The following is a 16611-nucleotide window of genomic DNA, read 5'->3' as shown; positions in this document are numbered from 1 at the left end:
TGCGGGTTAAAGTTTTCGGGAAAGATGTATCAGTTGATTAGAAACGGATGACTTGCGCAGAGATCCCAGGTAATCCATCCTGGCCATTTTGTCCTGAGCATCCTTTGGACTGATTATAAGAACTGCCACCCCCTTTTCCCGGATTACCCGCTTTCCCGGGATAGGCGTTGTAGTTACCGTTGATCGTAGATTGACCATTCATTCCTATACACGCAGCCGGACCACCATTTCCTCCCGCGCCGCCGCCGGCGCTGACAACACCACCGCCGCCAGCACCACCGTTGCTCCCGGCCCCGGCTGTAATGGTAGAGGTGTTGTCAATGTTCAGTGTAGCATCACTCAATAAGATACCAAAGCTACCACCACCCTGAGATCCGCCACCACCGGGGCACAACATGTAACATGCATCGCTGGTGCCCGATCCACCCATTCCGCCGGATTTTCCTCCCCATCCGAAAGGGATAAAACTACAAAAGCCATTTACCGAACTGTTGGCCGTTCCCCCGGGGCCGCAATTGGCGTAGTTCTGGCTCTGGCAAAGGAGACAACAGGTGGGACCACCTCCGGTAAACCCATCCAGCCCATCAGAGGGAATTCCTGCGTAAATATTCACATTACTGAAAGAAATGGTAGTCCCTTTATAGGCCTGTAATACAATACTGGATATCCTATTACCTTCCTTAATACCACTCATCATCAAATTGGTAAAGGTTACCTGGGTAGTTCCGGGTGGAATAATGAAAATCGGAAGCCCGTACAGACCGCCCGAAATAGAAGATTGATAGGGGGTAGGCGCCCATTCATTCTGATCATCCAGGCCACCGGCAAATTCAAGGTTTTTTGTTATCACTATATGTTTTATCATCGCAAATGTATCCGCCGACAATCCTATCACACCATTGGCAGGCGCCACTGAAACAGCGTAGTCGATCGTCCTGCAGGGATTTCCTGCGGTCCCGCAACCAGCCGCATCGGTACCCGTAGGGGATACGTACACGCTGTCACCGGCATCTTTTCTGCGCCCCTTGCTTTTATTCGCTATATACGTCTTGCAGGGAAGGAATTCGACCTTGCTGAGATCATCATGCTGCATAAACCGCTTTAATTCGCAAGGGAGTTTGGTGCCTTTAAAACTCGGAGGCCTGGGATTTTTAGCATCTCTTATCACCAGTCTCAATCCAAATTTTGTATCTGCTAAATTGCTGTGGTCAAAAATGGTTCCGTTAAGATTAGCAAAAGTGAAAACGGCCTTCTCTAAAGAAGCGCCGCTGAAATCGGCATTGCTGCAATCCCCTTTGGAAAAATTTGCAGGACCTTTGTCGCTGGTATTGATTTTTGCTTTCCTGAAACTGGTGCCTTGCATACTGGCATTATCAAACATAGCCCCATTCAGCGTACTGTTGTTGAAGTTGGCATTGTCCAGTTTGGCGAAAGAAAAGTTCGCATTGGTGAGGTCCTGCCCACTGAAATCATGTCCCCGTAAATCACAGGAAGGGCAGCTATAAGGCGTTTGCGCAAATCCTTTTATGCTGATTAATGCCAGGAAACAGGCGATGACATATTGCTTATGTTGGTTGGACCAACAACGCACATTGTTTTTTTTCATAACAGATCATATTTAGAGATTAACAAGCGGACTACTTACGTTTTGCGTTACGGCAGCCGGTATTAACGCCACATTTTGAGTATTTCAGGAAATCCTTTTCTGCATCTGTGGACCCCAGCCCCAGGGAGCTGCAATTAAAAGGCAGGTTACAGGCCAGGTCCATACTGGTAAGGAAGCTGGTCCCGTTGGCGAATATATTTTTCAGGTTGCCGATGCTGGTAAGGGAGTTGTTTTGCAGGAAGATGGTAGTAAGATATTTTAAACTGCTCAAATCCCCTATCGTTGTAAGCCTGTTGTTGGAAAGATCCAGGTAATTAAGATATACCTGCTGCGTGAAGTCTAATTGTGTAATCTGGTTAACCGAAGCATCAACAAAGGCCAGTGCGCAGTCCGGGTCAAATTTGATAGCGGTGATCGCATTATTGGAGGCGTCCAGGTAAAGCAACTGGGCATCTCCTGATAAATTCAGATTACCCGACAAATTATTATAAGCTACTCTCAAAGTATTAAGGGAATTCAATTTTTGAAAGAAGCTGCCATCGGTCAGTTTGTTCCTGGACAGATTGAGGGTCCGGATGGCGGTAAAATATTCCAATCCTTCCAGGTTGGTAATATTATGATTAGAGCAATCCAGTACCAATACCTGTGCCGCCAATGCGCGGGTAATCTTTTTGGTGGCATCGCCTTTGAAGAGATAGTCGATGATGGCCTGTTTTAAATTGGGATCGGTAAACTGAATGACGCCCGTAGTATCCTGGTTATTGTTGTTGCAGGAAGGTTTGGTCCATACTACCTGTGCAACGTGCTGCGGATTACAATGAGTGGTATTCCAGCCGGGAACAATCCATTGTGATCCCTGGCATTTGGCATTATCTCCATTGGGACAGGTAACAGCATTACCCAGCTTCGGAAGAATGGTAGCCCCATAGCCTTCCTGGTTAATGGTAATAGTGCCGCAATGGTATCCATCCAGCTGCTGGCAGCAGGAGTCCTGGGGAATCATGACGGCATCTGCAAAATTAGCACTGGTGACTTTGGCGCTGGTAAAGTCGGCGCCGCCTAACTGGGAACAGGAGAAATCTACTCCGGCGCCTCCACTGGCAGATTGAATGGTGGCACTATTGAACTTCGCCCACTGCAGGATTGCATTGGCGAAAATAACACCCTGCAGGCTGCTGCTACTGAAATCCGCCAGGGGCATGACGGCGCCGGTGAAATTGGTGTTCTGCAACGTACCGTCCTGGAAAAGCGTTTTGATAGCATAAACGTTGGTGAATTTAACTGCATTGAGGGCACTGGAGTTGAAAGAAGAATAGGATATATCCGAGCTCGAAAAATCGGCGACATTATATGTGTTATTCGACTGAAAGAACGCTTTGTCAAAAACACAACTATCCGCCAACGCACCTAAGAAAGATACCCCCGACATGACTGCCGCGGTGAAATCACCATGGCGCAGGATGGCATTATTCATGACGGCGCCGGAAAAGTCGGGACTGCCGTCATTATTGGCGTTATAGCATTTTACGCCGCTCAGGTTAGCGTAGTTGAAATGGGTTCCGATAAATTTTGCGTTATACAAGGTAGCCCCGGACAGATCGGTATAACTCATGTCAGATCCCGAAAGGTCGGCGCCGGTCATGATGCAATGCTGGAATTTGAAATTGGTGAAATTATTCCCCTTCATCATAGCCCCGGAGATGTTCCTGTTAGTAAATAAAAAAGAGGAAGAGGTAAGCCCGTTAATCCTGCTGTTGCTGAGGTCCGTGTAAGACCAGTAGACCGTGGGCCAGCGGGCAATCGGAAACCGGTCTAAATCCATAATTGTACCCACAAATTTTGTCCGCTGGTTATCGGAGGCAGGTTTGATCATCATATGCAGACCAAATAGCGCGCCTATTAACTGTGCATTGGTAAAATCGGTAGCCGTGAAAGTTGCGTATTGGAGGTTCGCGTATTTCATATCGGCTTTCTGAAAAATGGTGTGGTCAAGCGTGGCGCCAGCCAGGCTAACAGGCCCTTTTTGAGATTTCCCCATCACAGCACCGGTAAAATCCGCATTTGTCAGGTCCATATTGGCAAACTGGCAACCATTCAGGATAGAATTTACAAATTTTGCGCCTACCAGGGCATCTTTGGCCATGGTAGTGAAATTATGATCTGTCATATCTTTTCCTGAATAGTCGGGGGCCTTATTGGAGGTTTTTTTATGCTGTGCCAGCACCGGAAATGAGGATAAACACAGCATCCATAACAGCAGTTTGAGGGTTTTCATAAACAACTATTTTATTACGCAGTAAAAATAGCAATGCCTACGTGTCCAAGGGGTATACCGGGCACTATAAACAGGGAAATGATATCAGCACTTTAATCAAAAATAAAAACAGTCGGGAATGGTAATATCTACATCTGAACGAAAGGGTTTACAAATGAAATAAATCCGGTCTTCATGGTTATTGTCAGTAATCAAATGTAATTAAAACAATATTACCAAAACAATTATTTGGGATATTTTTTGTTGGCATATCTAACTGATATGGCGAAATGTAATACCGTATTCATTGGTATTTGATAAGCCCGCTATGATATGGGTGTTGTTTTTTATCTTTGTTGATAAATAAACCCATTCGATGCAACTATTTAACGGGCGTTTATACCCTGGGGAGATGATTCCCTATCTTGAGCAGTTCAATAAAGAAGGTTATGTAACTGAACTGAAAAACGTGATCGATCTGGGATTTCAGAAGATCTCCGGATACAATACTATTGAGTTGTATACCTGCTGTATTGCTACCAATATCTATGAGCTGGAAACAAGTATTTCTTTCGACGATGTTGAGAACAGCGATCAATACCGGAAAAATTTATTTGCAACTTTGGAGAAGCGCTATCGTTTAAAATTGGAACAAGGGAAACTTACCAAAAGGGATCGCGTACCGGATATGGATAACATTCCGCGCAATTATGATGAGCCGGATAAATATGCTTTTCCCCGTATTGCCAGTGTGAAAAATACCGCTATCCCGAAGAATTTCGAATTTTATACGCAAAGGAAATGCTGGTATGAAATTTTTCCCCTTCAACAGGAGGTGTTGCAATATGCGGTGGGGCAGTTGGGTAATTTGCCCAAGCTGCATCCTTCCTTTGAGATGTTTTTTATAGGGATGGAATCGAAGGAAGGGTTTATTTATAAGAAATAGGAACTTTACTTACCTATTTTACAGGTATATACCTATAAAAGTAAAGCGAATATTAAGCAAGAAGGTATCTGTACTTAATATTCGCTTGTTAAGCCCCTGGATTATTCAACTGAATAACTCGGTAAGAGATTGTACGGATATGGTAGCAGTCTGTGAATTTTGAACACTGTCGGCATTGATCCACACTGTTTGTGTGCCATTGCCTGACAGATTCCAGCCAGCCGATTGATGGGGGTAAAGTTGAGTAGTTACCTGATTTTTTGCAGTGCTGCCATAATACTGCAATGTGTTACCCAGCCCATTTGCGGGCGCATTCACACAGATGAGTGTTGCTGTGTTTTCGGTAAATTGTACGGTTACGAATGCATTTATATTGCTCGTAATCTGGGCTGCATACCAATGCGATGCAGGTACCGCTGCGTAGCGCGTAAACTTCGCGAAGGCGTATTGTTGTCCATCCAGGGGGAGGAGCACATTATTTATCCCGGAGGTGTTCGTAGGCATTTTCACACTACCAATGAACGCCTGAATGCTGGCGCCCGGGTTACCATTCAGAACAGCGGCAGCTATTGTAGTAGTATCATCTCCACTGACAAAACATATCGCTGCCAATCCCTGATTGGAAGTTGTTCCGGGTACTGTAATGGTTACCGGAGGAAAGTTGTTGTTGCCTGTAATAACAACATTCGTGTCTGCATCATTTACAGCAGAATTATAAAAGAAAAGACCATAAATCTGACCTTGATTTAGTCCGCCGGTACAGGTGGCAGTATCCCCTTGCCCTATAGTAATAAGCTGACCTTGATTCCAGTTGATTGCTGACATAGTGAAATAGATTATGTTTGTTTATCCTACTCTCTTCAGGCTTTTCGGAACCGCCTTGTCTGTTTCAATGCGCATTGAAGACATCACAAAGTTGTCACATTCTGGTGGTGATGATATCAGGAAAAAGAGTGGTTTTAATGGATACCCCAATAGGGGTAGGGGGAGGCAAAATAAGGGTAGAGCGTCAGATAATTCCTTTCTCGATGGCCAGCATAACCAGCTCGGCAGAAGTTTTAACATTCAGTTTATGCATGATATTTCTTCTGTGGGTCTTTACAGTATGTTCACTGATATAAAGGGCAATGGATATGGCTTTAGTGTTCATGCCGTTGGCCAGGCATTTTATAATTTCCTTTTCTCTGTCGGAAAGTTGATGCAGGTTGTTTTTAACGGAGCTTTTACTTCTGAAAAAGTCGAATACCTGGTCATTGATTTTAGGGTGAAAATAATTCTTTCTTTCATTGGCGGAATATATAGCCTGTATCAGTTCTGCTTTAGAGGCATCTTTGAGAATATAGCCCTGCGCGCCTTTTTCAAGCGCATCCTTAATCTGTCTGATAGATTGATGCATAGTGAGCACCAGTATCGGTTTATCGTATCCCTTGTTTTTTAGTAAATCCATACAGGCAATTCCGTTCATAACAGGCATATCAATATCCATCAGGATCACATCTGTTTCAATAGTATCCAGCAGATGGGGCACTTCATTTCCATTCGTGGTTGCGCTCACTACCGTTATACCATCTTCCGGCTTAAACATGGAAGTCAGTCCTTCTGTAAATAAATGATGATCATCGACTATCAGTACCTTTATCATAATTGTACTTAATTAGTTGAGTGTCGTTGAGATAACGGGCAAATCGATGTTGACAGTAGTACCGCTGGCGGGATTGCTGTCAAAGCGGATTTCTGCATTGAGGTTGGTGATCATTTCTTTCAGGCTCTTTAAACCCATGCCGGATTTGGTCCGTTCTACATCTTCCACATTAAATCCCTTTCCATTATCCTGTACTATTATATTGATCAGGTTCTCTTCATCAAAACAGGTTAACAAAATGGATAGTTTGGTAGCCTCTGCGTGTTTGAGTACATTGCTCACCAGTTCCTGTATGATCCTGTATATGGTAATTTCATTTTGGGCATCGAGCTGTTGCTGACACATAGATGCTGCAAACTCTACCTCCAGCTGATTGGCTTGTTTGAGATGTTCGGTTAATTCCCTCAAGGCGGGTACCAATCCAAAATTATCAGATATGCCCATATTGAGGGAATGTGACAGGTTGCGCATATCGGCGCAGGCCTGGTCCACCAATACGTTCAGGGTATGGTAATTGGATATGGCCTTTTCATCAATGGCATTCATATTCACCTTGATAGTAGCCAGCAGGCTGCCGAAGTGATTATGTAATTCATGGGAGAGGCGCTTTCGTTCATGCTCCTGCCCATGCACCATCGCTTGCAAAGCCTTTGTTTCCTGCGCATTTAACAGGTTTCTGATTTTCTCGTCATGCTGCTGATGCTGCTTTTCCACAATCAACCGGGCATTCAGAAAACGTTGCCGGAAATACAGCAGTATCAGTACTGCCAGCAGCAGCAGGAAAACAACGGCAATAATATACACCCTGTTCTGGAGCTGGCGTTTTTCCAGGAGTGCGATTTCTTTTTCTTTCACACTCACCTCGAACTCTGTTCTCAGATTTGCCAGCTGCTTTGTCGTTTCCGAATTTTCGGTGCTATCCTTATAAACAACATACCGGCTTTGATAATCGAATGCTTTGGCATAATCCTGCTTCGTGCTGTAGAGCTCTGATAAAAGCAGACAGGCATCCCTGACCTGCTCCTTCATATCCAGATCACGGGAAATTGTAAGTGCTTTAAGCGTATGCCTGATCGCTTCATCTGTATTTCCCTGCTCGGCATAAATCCGGCCCAGTTTATTGCGGTAATCTGCAATGCCAAACTGATCTCCCAATGGACCAAGCATGTCAATAGCCCGCAGCAATCCTTTCTCCGCACGGTCGTATTGTCCCTGCTTCCAGTTTACCAATGCCTTGTTGCCAACAGTATAAGCCTTTCCTATTTCAAGACCTATAGTATCAAAAATGGGAGCGGCTTCATTGTAAAGCAACAAGGCAGAATCCAGTTCATTAAGCGTATAGTAGCTATACCCTGTATTTAACAGATTGATGGCTAATTGTTCTTTATCGCCGTACTGTCTTATGATGTTGACAGCCTTCTTATTATACAGCAGTGCGTTCTTCAGATCGTGGTTGGCAACATATGTGTTGGCGATTTCCAGGTAGGTGGTTGTCAGCCGTTTATGCTCACCGTTTTCTATAGCCAGACTAGCGCTGGAGAACAGGCTTTCCAATGCCTTCTTTAAATTGCCCATTAACCTGTAAGCTACCCCTCTGGATTGAAGCCCTTCGATGATATAGCCTGTGTTCTTGTGTGAAGAGGCCATTTCATGCAACTTGTTTGCATACAGCAACACTTCATCCGGAGAAGAAGAATAGGCGGCGATTTGCGCCAGGATACTCATTTTAGATAATGAAGAAAGGGTGTCATTTTCAGCCAGCAATAATTTAAGGCTGTCTGCCTTGTCCTGGTGCTGGCCGTTCACGATACCATTACTGCCCAATAAAAGGCCTAAAAAGATCAATATGATTTTTGGTCCGGTCAATTTGCTGACGATTTAATCTTCCCCGTGACCCTGATTCGCTCTTAATACGGGATCAATCGTCAGATTCATGGTTTTAACCTCAGTACCCTGCTGGTATTGAAGTACCGCTTTAAGAGAGAATGCCAGTTGTTGATTCTCCGGGGCCTCCACAACGGTCACTTTAAAGCTTACCGGTCGTTCTTCAGGATCCAGATAGGGGGTGATTACTATTTTGCCTGGTCCCACCACCAACGCATTGAAATATAGCTTATGGTCCGTGTACAATAAATGAGGAAGAATGGTGAAGAAAATATCCTGGTTTTTTTCCACCAGAATGGAAAAGCTTTGTATAGGAGTGCCTAATGCCATGGAACCCTGATCAAATAATCTGGTGTTTTCAAGCACCAGCGCAGCTGGTGGGTCGTCCGTTGTTGGAGAGCTGAGAAGTCTATAAGTGTCAATCTCTAAAAAGATATGTCTGGCTTCTGTCATAGATAGAGGTGTTTAAAATGAATAATTCATTAAAACTACAGCATGTGCTTAAACACGGGATACCCCAAAAGAGGTATTCATGGGTTAGTGAAATCGGGATAACTGCAGTCAATATGCATAGGTTTCTTTGGGAAACAATTAAAGATACTTCGAATATTTCATATTATGACACCCGTCGCACCCCCCCATATGAACGAATTGTTACCAGATGAGGGATTTATCTTTCTCAAACGAATACATAGTAACGGCTTCTGTAACAAGTTATTCATCATCCCTATCATTTAATGTAACAAGTTATGCGTAATTCTATCCCTGTAAAAGTACTGGCGCTATTGGCAGCGGGGCAGCTGCTAATGGCATCCTGTAAAAAGAACAAGGACGCTGCTCCTGATAAATCTGCCAAATACGGACTGGTAGCGGGCGACTGGCAGCAAAAGGATATTGTTTTTGCCGTTCCGGTAAAGCTCGGCGGGCAAAATGTTCCTGCCGGCTCCAGTATCATTAAACTGGCGCCTCTTTTAGGTCAGGCGGGCGCATTGCTTACCTGTACCACTACCAACACTTACCAGTTTGGCGCCGATGGCAAATTCAAAATCAAAGGCTGCACTGATTTGATTCTGCCCACTGCAGGTAATGCAGGCACCTGGAAACTGGATGTGCACGATGCGGTATTTCTGCTCACCAACGAAAAAGGCAACAATGATCCGCACTGGATCGAAAATGTAAGTGATTCTACCCTGGATTTGTCTGTCACCGTCACTATTCCGGGCGTCGCCACTGCTCCGTTAGTATTGAAACTGAAGAAGTAAGGAGCTACCAAAATAACAATAACATAATCAGTAATTCCTTGTATCTTGTTTAGGTCCACCAGATATTTGCTGTCATTATGGAAAGTATCGTACAGGATATAAAGGATGGAAATATCGAGCGTTTCAAAATGATATATCAGCAATATCATACAAAGCTCTATTTCTACGTATTGAAATGTACACATTCCGCTTACCTGTCTGAAGAGACAGTACAGCTGTCTTTCATATTACTTTGGGAAAAAAGAACAAAACTATCAACAAATTACCATATTTCTGTACAGCTTTTCCGTATAGCCAGGAGCGTAATGACGGACCTCCTGCGCAAGCAACAGGTCAGAAACCGGCATACCGAAACGATGAGCCGGGAAACACCCGATTGGCACATGGGAACAGATCTTACCGTGAAAGAAGAATTAACGCGGGTATATAACAGTATAGAACAGTTATCTCCCACCAGGAGAAATGTTTTTAAACTAAGCCGCTTTGAAGGACTTCCTCATAAAGAAATCGCCAGGCAGTTATCCATCTCCCCCAAAACTGTTGAAAACCACATTGTACGTGCCATTCGGCAACTGAAAGATTCCCTGTTACTGTTATTGCCGGCCATCGTCGCCTGGCTTGGCTGATCCTTTTTCTTACCCGAATATTTACTTATTGTTAAGCAGTGAGGGATTTCCTGTTTTCAAACGAATACTATATATGAAGCATCCAGCAAGATTACTTGAGAAGTTTTTCCGGGGGGAGTGTAGCGAGGCAGAAAAGCAGGCTGTTGCCGATTATTTTGCGGAGCATCCGGAAGCGCTGCAGCCCTGGTTAACAGAAGAAAGCTGGCATTCTTTTCACCCGGAGGATACCTTGTCGACAGATGTTTCCCACAAAATGCTGACCGTCATTGAAAAAGGTACCTGGCAAAAGAAAAAGATAAAAACCATTTACTATAAATGGATAGCGGCGGCAGTACTGGGTGCTGTAGTTACCGGCTTTGTATGGAACAGGTACCATTACCAGCAAGCAATGCCGGTAGCAGCAGTAACACCGGTTACCCATGCTGCTACAGTGCAGGATACTTATGTACAACAGGCCAATCATACGCGGAAAATGATGTCTGTCCGTTTGAAAGATGGCAGTCAGGCTGACCTGGAACCAGGCAGCCAGATAAAGTACCTGTCTTCTTTTGCGGTTACCGGGCGGGAAATATTTTTAACGGGAGAAGCCGTATTCAAAGTGGCGCCCGACAAAAACAAACCCTTTACCGTGCATACGGGTAACCTGGCTACTACCGCCCTCGGGACCGTTTTCAAAATTACCGCCTGGAACGCTGCAAAAGGACCTATCCGGGTGCAACTGATCAGTGGTAAGGTAAGGGTACAGCCAGACAGTATGGCGGGCATGAAAGGGCTGAAAACCACTTATCTGCTGCCGGGAGAGGATCTCTCTTTTGATCCGGTGAAAATGACTGCAGTCGTTCATAAAACGGGGAACGCTCCCATAAAGCAGGTGACCGCGAAACCGGCAAAGGAAATATTCACGTTCAACAATGAACCGCTGGCAAATATTTTCAGGCTGATGTCGGAGAAATATCGCCTTACCATCCAATACCAGGAAGGTACGCTCACAGACATGAGCTTTACCGGAACATTCGATAGCAGCAAAGAATCCCTGACTGATTTTCTGTCTACCATCGCCACCTTAAACAACCTGACGATAAAGCAAACGAACAATACCATTTACATAACGCCGTAAGCCGGATATAGTCATCTTTAACTGTAACTAACTGCATCCTGAAAAGGCTGCCCGTGAATCCTTTTGCCTAAAAATGAAATATTTTATGCGTGTAAACATCCGACAATCCCGAAAACCGATTTGGCTGCTGCTGTTGTCGCAGTTTTGTATCGGCGGCTTGCTGGCGCAGAATGCCCATCCTGCCGCCATCGGCATTATCAAAAACGCCAACAACGAAGTACTGGCACGGGTAATGGTGAGAGTAGAGAATGCAGACAATCAGGTACTGGCCAATACCCTGACCAATGAAAAAGGTATTTTTACTTTTCCGAAACTACCCGCCGGCGGTCCTTATCGCTTTATCTTTAACTATGCCGGCTATACTACGGATACCCTGAAAGGCTATACGATTACTGATTCCAGCAAACTATCGCTGTCAGTCGTCATGAAAAAAAAAGTAGAAGAGCTGGAACAGGTACTCGTCACCGCGCTGGGTATTAAAAGGGAAAAAAAGGCATTGGGTTTCTCCGTGGAAGAAGTCGGTGGCAAAGAATTTAACCGCGTCACACAGGAAAACCTGCTGAACTCCATGTCTGGTAAAGTAGCGGGTGTTACCATCAATTCCACCGGCGGTCCCGGCTCCTCTGTCAGTATGGTCATCCGCGGCGCTACCTCCCTCAGCAGCGACAACCAGCCGCTCTTTGTAGTAGATGGCGTTCCACTGGCCAACACGATAAACAATGTCAGCCAGATCGGTCAGGATAACAAGGTGGATTATGGCAACGCTATAGCTGATATTAACCCGGATAACATCGAAAGTGTTACCATTCTGAAAGGACCCAGCGCTGCTGCATTATACGGCTCCCGCGCGGGTAACGGCGTAGTCCTCATTACCACTAAAACCGGTAAAAAGGTAAACCGCGTTACCGTCAATGCTTCCGTAAATACCGTATTCGACATTCCGTATAAATTTCTGAAATGGCAAACCAAATTCGGCTCCGGACAGTTCTCCGGTATCCCGGTATCGCGCAGCGGTAACATGCTCACCAATCCCTTTGGTACCATTATTACGGAAAATATTGATGGCACCTTCGGTGCAGAGCTGGATATGGGCTATGAAGAAGTACAATGGAACAGCCCCAAAGACCAGAACGGCAAAGCCATTCCCATGCCACTGGTATCACACAAAAACAATGTGAAGAATTTTGTGAACACCGGTATGACCACCACAGCGGCTGTTTCTCTGGCAAACAACAATGATAAGATTGCTTACCGGGTAGGATATGCCAATATGACCAGCAAAGGCATTATCCCTAACACCGACCTGTTCAAAAATGCACTTAACCTGAACTCCAGCCTGCAGGTCAATTCAAAACTGAGCTTCAGTACCAATGTGGATTTCAGTCGCACTAATTCCAATAACCGTCCGGCAGGCGACAGAGGCGCCAATCCCTTACAGGCGGCCTATACTATCTCCCCGCACATCGATATACGCGACCTGAAAGATTACTGGATGCCCGGTCAGGAAGGCCTGCAACAACGCACGCAAGCCAACGGCGTATTCAATAATCCTTATTTCCTCGCTTATGAAGTGAAGAATGCATTTGTGAGAGACCGTGTATTCGGTAATATCCGGGCCGACTGGAAAATACTGACCTCCCTCAGTTTCATGGCCCGGTACTCACTGGATACCTACAATGAAAAAAGAGAAACAAAAATTGCCAACAGTTATGTCAACAATCCCGGTGGGGCCTATGGTATCATCAATCTCAGCAACTTTGAACGCAATATAGATGTGTTACTGACGTATAAGAAAGATATCGGCAACTTCGACTTCTCTGTTGCTGCAGGAGGTAACAAACGCTATCAGACCGGTAAGAACATTGTTAATGCTACTAAAGATGGTACCGGTTTGAATACACCCGGGGTATACACGATTCAGAACATTGCACCGCAAAACCTGAACTATAACAGCACTATGTTTGAAAAAGGGGTGAACAGCATCTATGGCATGTTAAACGTAGGTTATAAAGGTATGGCCTACCTGGATGTAACGGGTCGTACTGATTGGTCCAGCACCTTACCGAATGCCGCCGCCTATTTCTATCCCGCTGCCTCCCTGAGTTTGCTGGTAAATGAAATGGCCCACCTTACCGCTGACAATATTAATCTTATTAAGCTGAGGGCCGGCGCCGCACAGGTAGGTAACGACGCCTCACCCTATCAATTGCTGGCCACCCTGTATAATGCAGGAGCCTGGGGTAATATCCCGCGCTTGTCTACTTCCGGTAACCTGCTCAATCCATTCCTGAAACCGGAAATCGCTACCTCTTACGAAGGAGGGGCCGATATCAACCTGTTCAGGAACCGCCTGCGTTTTGCCGCCACTTATTACATGGTGGAAAATAAAAACCAGATCTTCAGTCCTAAAACAGCACCCTCTTCCGGATTCTCCTCCCGTAATATCAACGCCGGTTTGCTGAGAAGCCGTGGCGTGGAACTAACACTCGGCGGTACACCGGTACAACAGAAAAACTGGAAATGGGATGTGAATGTGAACTTCACCCGCAACAGAACAAGGATTATTTCACTCCCTGATGACCTGCCTTACTATACCCTTTGGGAAGAAGGAAAAGGTGGTGCATGGACGTACGTAGGAGAGGACATCGGCGATATTTATGATGCACAACTGGTAACCGTTACCGATCAATCATCTCCCTACTATGGCTATCCGCTACTGGATAATACCGGTAAATGGCAAAGTAAAGACGCTACGAATTCCCGTAATAAAATAGGCAACTTCAACCCTAACTTTATTATGGGTATGCAAACAACGCTGAGCTATAAAAACTTTACCCTCAGCATGACCTTCGACTGGAGAAACGGCGGCGACTTCGTTTCCCAGACCTACCGCTACGGAGAAGAAAAAGGTAACTCACAGCTTTTCCTCGATAAACTCATCAATCCCGGTAACCTGAAAGGACAGGAACTAAGGGATTATCTCGTGAGCCACCAGGATGAACTGATTATCCCCGGCGGCAACAAGTTCCCTTTAGTGGGAGGCCCTACACCGGAATACAATGGTTATGGGTTTGCCTATGGCCCGTATGTACTGCCTTACGGTGGAGTATTTATTCCAGGTGTAAGAGCCAAAGGATACGATGCTAACGGTAACCCCACCGGCTATATTGAAAACCTGGGAGGGGCCGGTACTACTACGCTTCCTTACGCGGGCAGTACCGCCTGGGCTTTCACCAGGGCATTCCTGTTTCCCGCTTCTTACCTGAAACTGCGGGAAGTATCGCTCTCTTATGAATTACCCAAACGCCTGCTCTCCGGCGTGAAAGTGCAAAATGCCAGTATTGCCATCTACAGCAGAAATATCATCCTGTGGACGGCAGCCAAAATTGGGATCGATCCCGAAAATGCCTACCAGCCTTCTACTACCGTACAGGGCTCTGGTATGCAATTTATGCAGGGCATTGAAAGATACAATGTTACTCCCTGGTCTATTCCCATGGGCGCTAAACTGAACGTTACTTTTTAAGAGCACCTTTAACACAGCAACATGAAAACAGTTACTAAATCAATTATACTTTGCCTGGGTTTGTTAGGTACTTCGATGACCTCGTGTAAAAAGGACCTGATGAAACTGAATGAAAACCCGAATGGTTCCAATCCGGTTACCACTAATCCGAACCTCGTCCTGTCAACCGTTCTGACCCAGGCAGGTATTGAAATCGTGACCCTGGGTTATCAGGATATGGCCGGTGTGATGCAACATACCCAAAAGGATGGATGGACCACCACGCACAATGAATACGACTGGGGTGGCAGTAATAGCTGGACCGCCTACTACGATATCCTGCGTAACAATCAGCTGGTATATAACCGCGCTGTTACCTTACAAAATGAGTTGCAACAAGGCGTGTCCCTGGTGATGAAATCCATGATGTTTGGACTGATCACCGATCTATGGGGAGATGCGCCTTATTCACAGGCATTAAAAGGAGAAGATGGCCCTCCTGCCACTACACCGGTTTATGACCCGCAAGAGGATATCTACACCGGTATACTCGCTGACCTGGAAAAAGCCAATACCCTGCTATCCAAGCCTAAGAGCGCCTATCCTGCGCCGATTGATGCGGTGGACGTGTACTACCAGGGAGACCCCGCTAAATGGCGTAAAATGGCTAATTCGCTCGCATTACGCTATTACATGCGCTTATCGGAGAAACTACCGGCCATCGCCAGGGCAGGTATTGAAAAAATAGCGGCCAACCCAACCCAATACCCTGTCATCACCGACGCGGCAGACGATGCTACCATGTCCTTCCCTGGTAACAGCAACGCCGATTCCTGGCCTGCCAATGCCGCGTATGACAGCGATAGCAGCAACTACCGCCGTCTGAAAATGTGCAGTACCCTCGTTACCAGCCTGGAAACACTGCATGATCCGCGCCTGGGCATATGGGCCAATAAAGTGCAATGTTTCCTCGTCGTAGACGATAAACTCCCTCCCGGTACCGGTAATGTATACAAAGCCGTAGATACCGTTGTAAATGGCGAGAACAGGAAAGTGAGATACGTTTCTCCGGATGTTCTGGCTGCTAAAGGACTGTCACTGAAAGATATTAACCAGGATGTAAACTATGTAGGGATACCACCGGCTATCCCCGGTCCTGCGGTATATAACTTAAGTCCGGACGCGGCGCAGGGTTCCCGGAATCCGCATGTATCCTGGCTCAATGACATCTACAAACAAGCGAAAGGACCATTGCTGAAAGCCAGACTGATCTCCGCCGCAGAAGTACATTTTATCCTGGCGGAAGCATCCGCTGTAAAAGGCTGGGCTGCCGGCGATGCGGAAACACATTACAAAGCCGGTATACAGGCTTCTTTCAGCAGTTGGGGGGTAGGTGGCAGCCTCGCCGCTTATCTGTCTCAGCCGAATGTTAAGTTCAACAATACCCAGGAACAGATTATTACCCAGAAATGGATCGCCAGCTGGACCGCCGCCACAGAGGCCTGGGCCGACTATAAACGCACCGGATACCCTAACTTACACGCCGGTCCCTATGCCAAGGCGCCGGTAGTACCCGTACGGCTGTATTACATGCTGGAAGAAAGAAACCTGAATAAAACCAATGTGACGGAAGCCATGAAACGACTGGAAGTAACCTCCCGGTCTGCTTTTGGCGCTAACGGCCCGCAGAACAGTCCCTGGTCCAAACCGTGGATTATTCAGGGTACCGGCAAACCATGGTAAAACATTATTTATCTTACTATAAATCA

Annotated in this window: 12 protein-coding genes; 6 read left to right on the top strand and 6 right to left on the bottom strand. The window is 45.9% G+C overall.

The window, feature by feature from the left end; translation table 11 throughout:
• Positions 1-37: 37 nt before the first annotated feature.
• Entirely contained in the window at positions 38-1606 is a 1569-nt protein-coding gene (locus ICL07_RS07145) for a pentapeptide repeat-containing protein (RefSeq protein WP_188087232.1), read from the bottom strand.
• A 31-nt stretch (positions 1607-1637) separates the two neighbouring features.
• Entirely contained in the window at positions 1638-3881 is a 2244-nt protein-coding gene (locus ICL07_RS07140; RefSeq protein ID WP_188087231.1) for a pentapeptide repeat-containing protein, read from the bottom strand.
• A 355-nt stretch (positions 3882-4236) separates the two neighbouring features.
• On the opposite strand from ICL07_RS07140, the gene ICL07_RS07135 reads away from it, so the two are divergent.
• Complete coding sequence (locus ICL07_RS07135; protein WP_188087230.1) at positions 4237-4806, top strand: hypothetical protein; 570 nt, start codon at positions 4237-4239, stop codon at positions 4804-4806.
• Between the two features lie 105 nt (positions 4807-4911).
• Here the strand turns inward: ICL07_RS07135 and ICL07_RS07130 are convergent, their stop codons facing one another.
• The 4 genes from ICL07_RS07130 to ICL07_RS07115 form a co-directional block, all read right to left on the bottom strand.
• Positions 4912-5631: a hypothetical protein gene (locus ICL07_RS07130; RefSeq protein WP_188087229.1), complete on the bottom strand. Its 720-nt coding sequence runs from the start codon at positions 5629-5631 to the stop codon at positions 4912-4914.
• Between the two features lie 184 nt (positions 5632-5815).
• On the bottom strand, positions 5816-6448 hold the full coding sequence (locus ICL07_RS07125) for a response regulator (protein ID WP_188087228.1): 633 nt from the start codon (positions 6446-6448) through the stop codon (positions 5816-5818).
• 12 nt (positions 6449-6460) lie between these two features.
• Positions 6461-8314 (bottom strand): tetratricopeptide repeat-containing sensor histidine kinase, encoded by a 1854-nt coding sequence (locus ICL07_RS07120; protein WP_188087227.1) that lies wholly within the window; start codon positions 8312-8314, stop codon positions 6461-6463.
• A gap of 12 nt (positions 8315-8326) precedes the next feature.
• Positions 8327-8785 carry a hypothetical protein gene (locus ICL07_RS07115; protein WP_188087226.1) on the bottom strand — a complete coding sequence of 153 codons (459 nt, stop codon included), beginning with the start codon at positions 8783-8785 and terminating at the stop codon, positions 8327-8329.
• Positions 8786-9081: 296 nt separating this feature from the next.
• Here ICL07_RS07115 and ICL07_RS07110 point away from each other — a divergent pair, with 296 nt between their 5' ends.
• From ICL07_RS07110 to ICL07_RS07090, 5 genes are all read left to right on the top strand, one after another.
• Positions 9082-9594 carry a hypothetical protein gene (locus ICL07_RS07110; protein ID WP_188087225.1) on the top strand — a complete coding sequence of 171 codons (513 nt, stop codon included), beginning with the start codon at positions 9082-9084 and terminating at the stop codon, positions 9592-9594.
• 77 nt (positions 9595-9671) lie between these two features.
• Positions 9672-10220: an RNA polymerase sigma-70 factor gene (locus ICL07_RS07105; RefSeq protein ID WP_188087224.1), complete on the top strand. Its 549-nt coding sequence runs from the start codon at positions 9672-9674 to the stop codon at positions 10218-10220.
• A gap of 73 nt (positions 10221-10293) precedes the next feature.
• Entirely contained in the window at positions 10294-11337 is a 1044-nt protein-coding gene (locus ICL07_RS07100) for a FecR family protein (RefSeq protein ID WP_188087223.1), read from the top strand.
• Positions 11338-11422: 85 nt separating this feature from the next.
• The gene (locus tag ICL07_RS07095) at positions 11423-14863 is read left to right on the top strand and encodes a SusC/RagA family TonB-linked outer membrane protein (protein WP_188087222.1); all 3441 of its coding nucleotides are present in this window, start codon (positions 11423-11425) and stop codon (positions 14861-14863) included.
• A 21-nt stretch (positions 14864-14884) separates the two neighbouring features.
• Positions 14885-16585, top strand: coding sequence for a SusD/RagB family nutrient-binding outer membrane lipoprotein (locus ICL07_RS07090; protein ID WP_188087221.1), 1701 nt, complete (start codon positions 14885-14887; stop codon positions 16583-16585).
• The last annotated feature ends 26 nt before the right edge of the window (positions 16586-16611 follow it).

This window comes from Chitinophaga qingshengii (genome assembly GCF_014529935.1).
GTDB lineage: Bacteria > Bacteroidota > Bacteroidia > Chitinophagales > Chitinophagaceae > Chitinophaga > Chitinophaga qingshengii.
Note: the sequence above shows the minus strand (reverse complement) of the source record. Positions and strands in the feature narration are given on the sequence as shown.

What these genes read in the sequence shown, in the direction of transcription:
- ICL07_RS07145 (WP_188087232.1), bottom strand. Translation starts at nt 1,606, where the DNA reads ATGAAAAAAAACAATGTGCGTTGTTGGTCCAACCAACATAAGCAATAT.
- ICL07_RS07140 (WP_188087231.1), bottom strand. Translation starts at nt 3,881, where the DNA reads ATGAAAACCCTCAAACTGCTGTTATGGATGCTGTGTTTATCCTCATTT.
- ICL07_RS07135 (WP_188087230.1), top strand. Translation starts at nt 4,237, where the DNA reads ATGCAACTATTTAACGGGCGTTTATACCCTGGGGAGATGATTCCCTAT.
- ICL07_RS07130 (WP_188087229.1), bottom strand. Translation starts at nt 5,631, where the DNA reads ATGTCAGCAATCAACTGGAATCAAGGTCAGCTTATTACTATAGGGCAA.
- ICL07_RS07125 (WP_188087228.1), bottom strand. Translation starts at nt 6,448, where the DNA reads ATGATAAAGGTACTGATAGTCGATGATCATCATTTATTTACAGAAGGA.
- ICL07_RS07115 (WP_188087226.1), bottom strand. Translation starts at nt 8,785, where the DNA reads ATGACAGAAGCCAGACATATCTTTTTAGAGATTGACACTTATAGACTT.
- ICL07_RS07110 (WP_188087225.1), top strand. Translation starts at nt 9,082, where the DNA reads ATGCGTAATTCTATCCCTGTAAAAGTACTGGCGCTATTGGCAGCGGGG.
- ICL07_RS07105 (WP_188087224.1), top strand. Translation starts at nt 9,672, where the DNA reads ATGGAAAGTATCGTACAGGATATAAAGGATGGAAATATCGAGCGTTTC.
- ICL07_RS07100 (WP_188087223.1), top strand. Translation starts at nt 10,294, where the DNA reads ATGAAGCATCCAGCAAGATTACTTGAGAAGTTTTTCCGGGGGGAGTGT.
- ICL07_RS07095 (WP_188087222.1), top strand. Translation starts at nt 11,423, where the DNA reads ATGCGTGTAAACATCCGACAATCCCGAAAACCGATTTGGCTGCTGCTG.
- ICL07_RS07090 (WP_188087221.1), top strand. Translation starts at nt 14,885, where the DNA reads ATGAAAACAGTTACTAAATCAATTATACTTTGCCTGGGTTTGTTAGGT.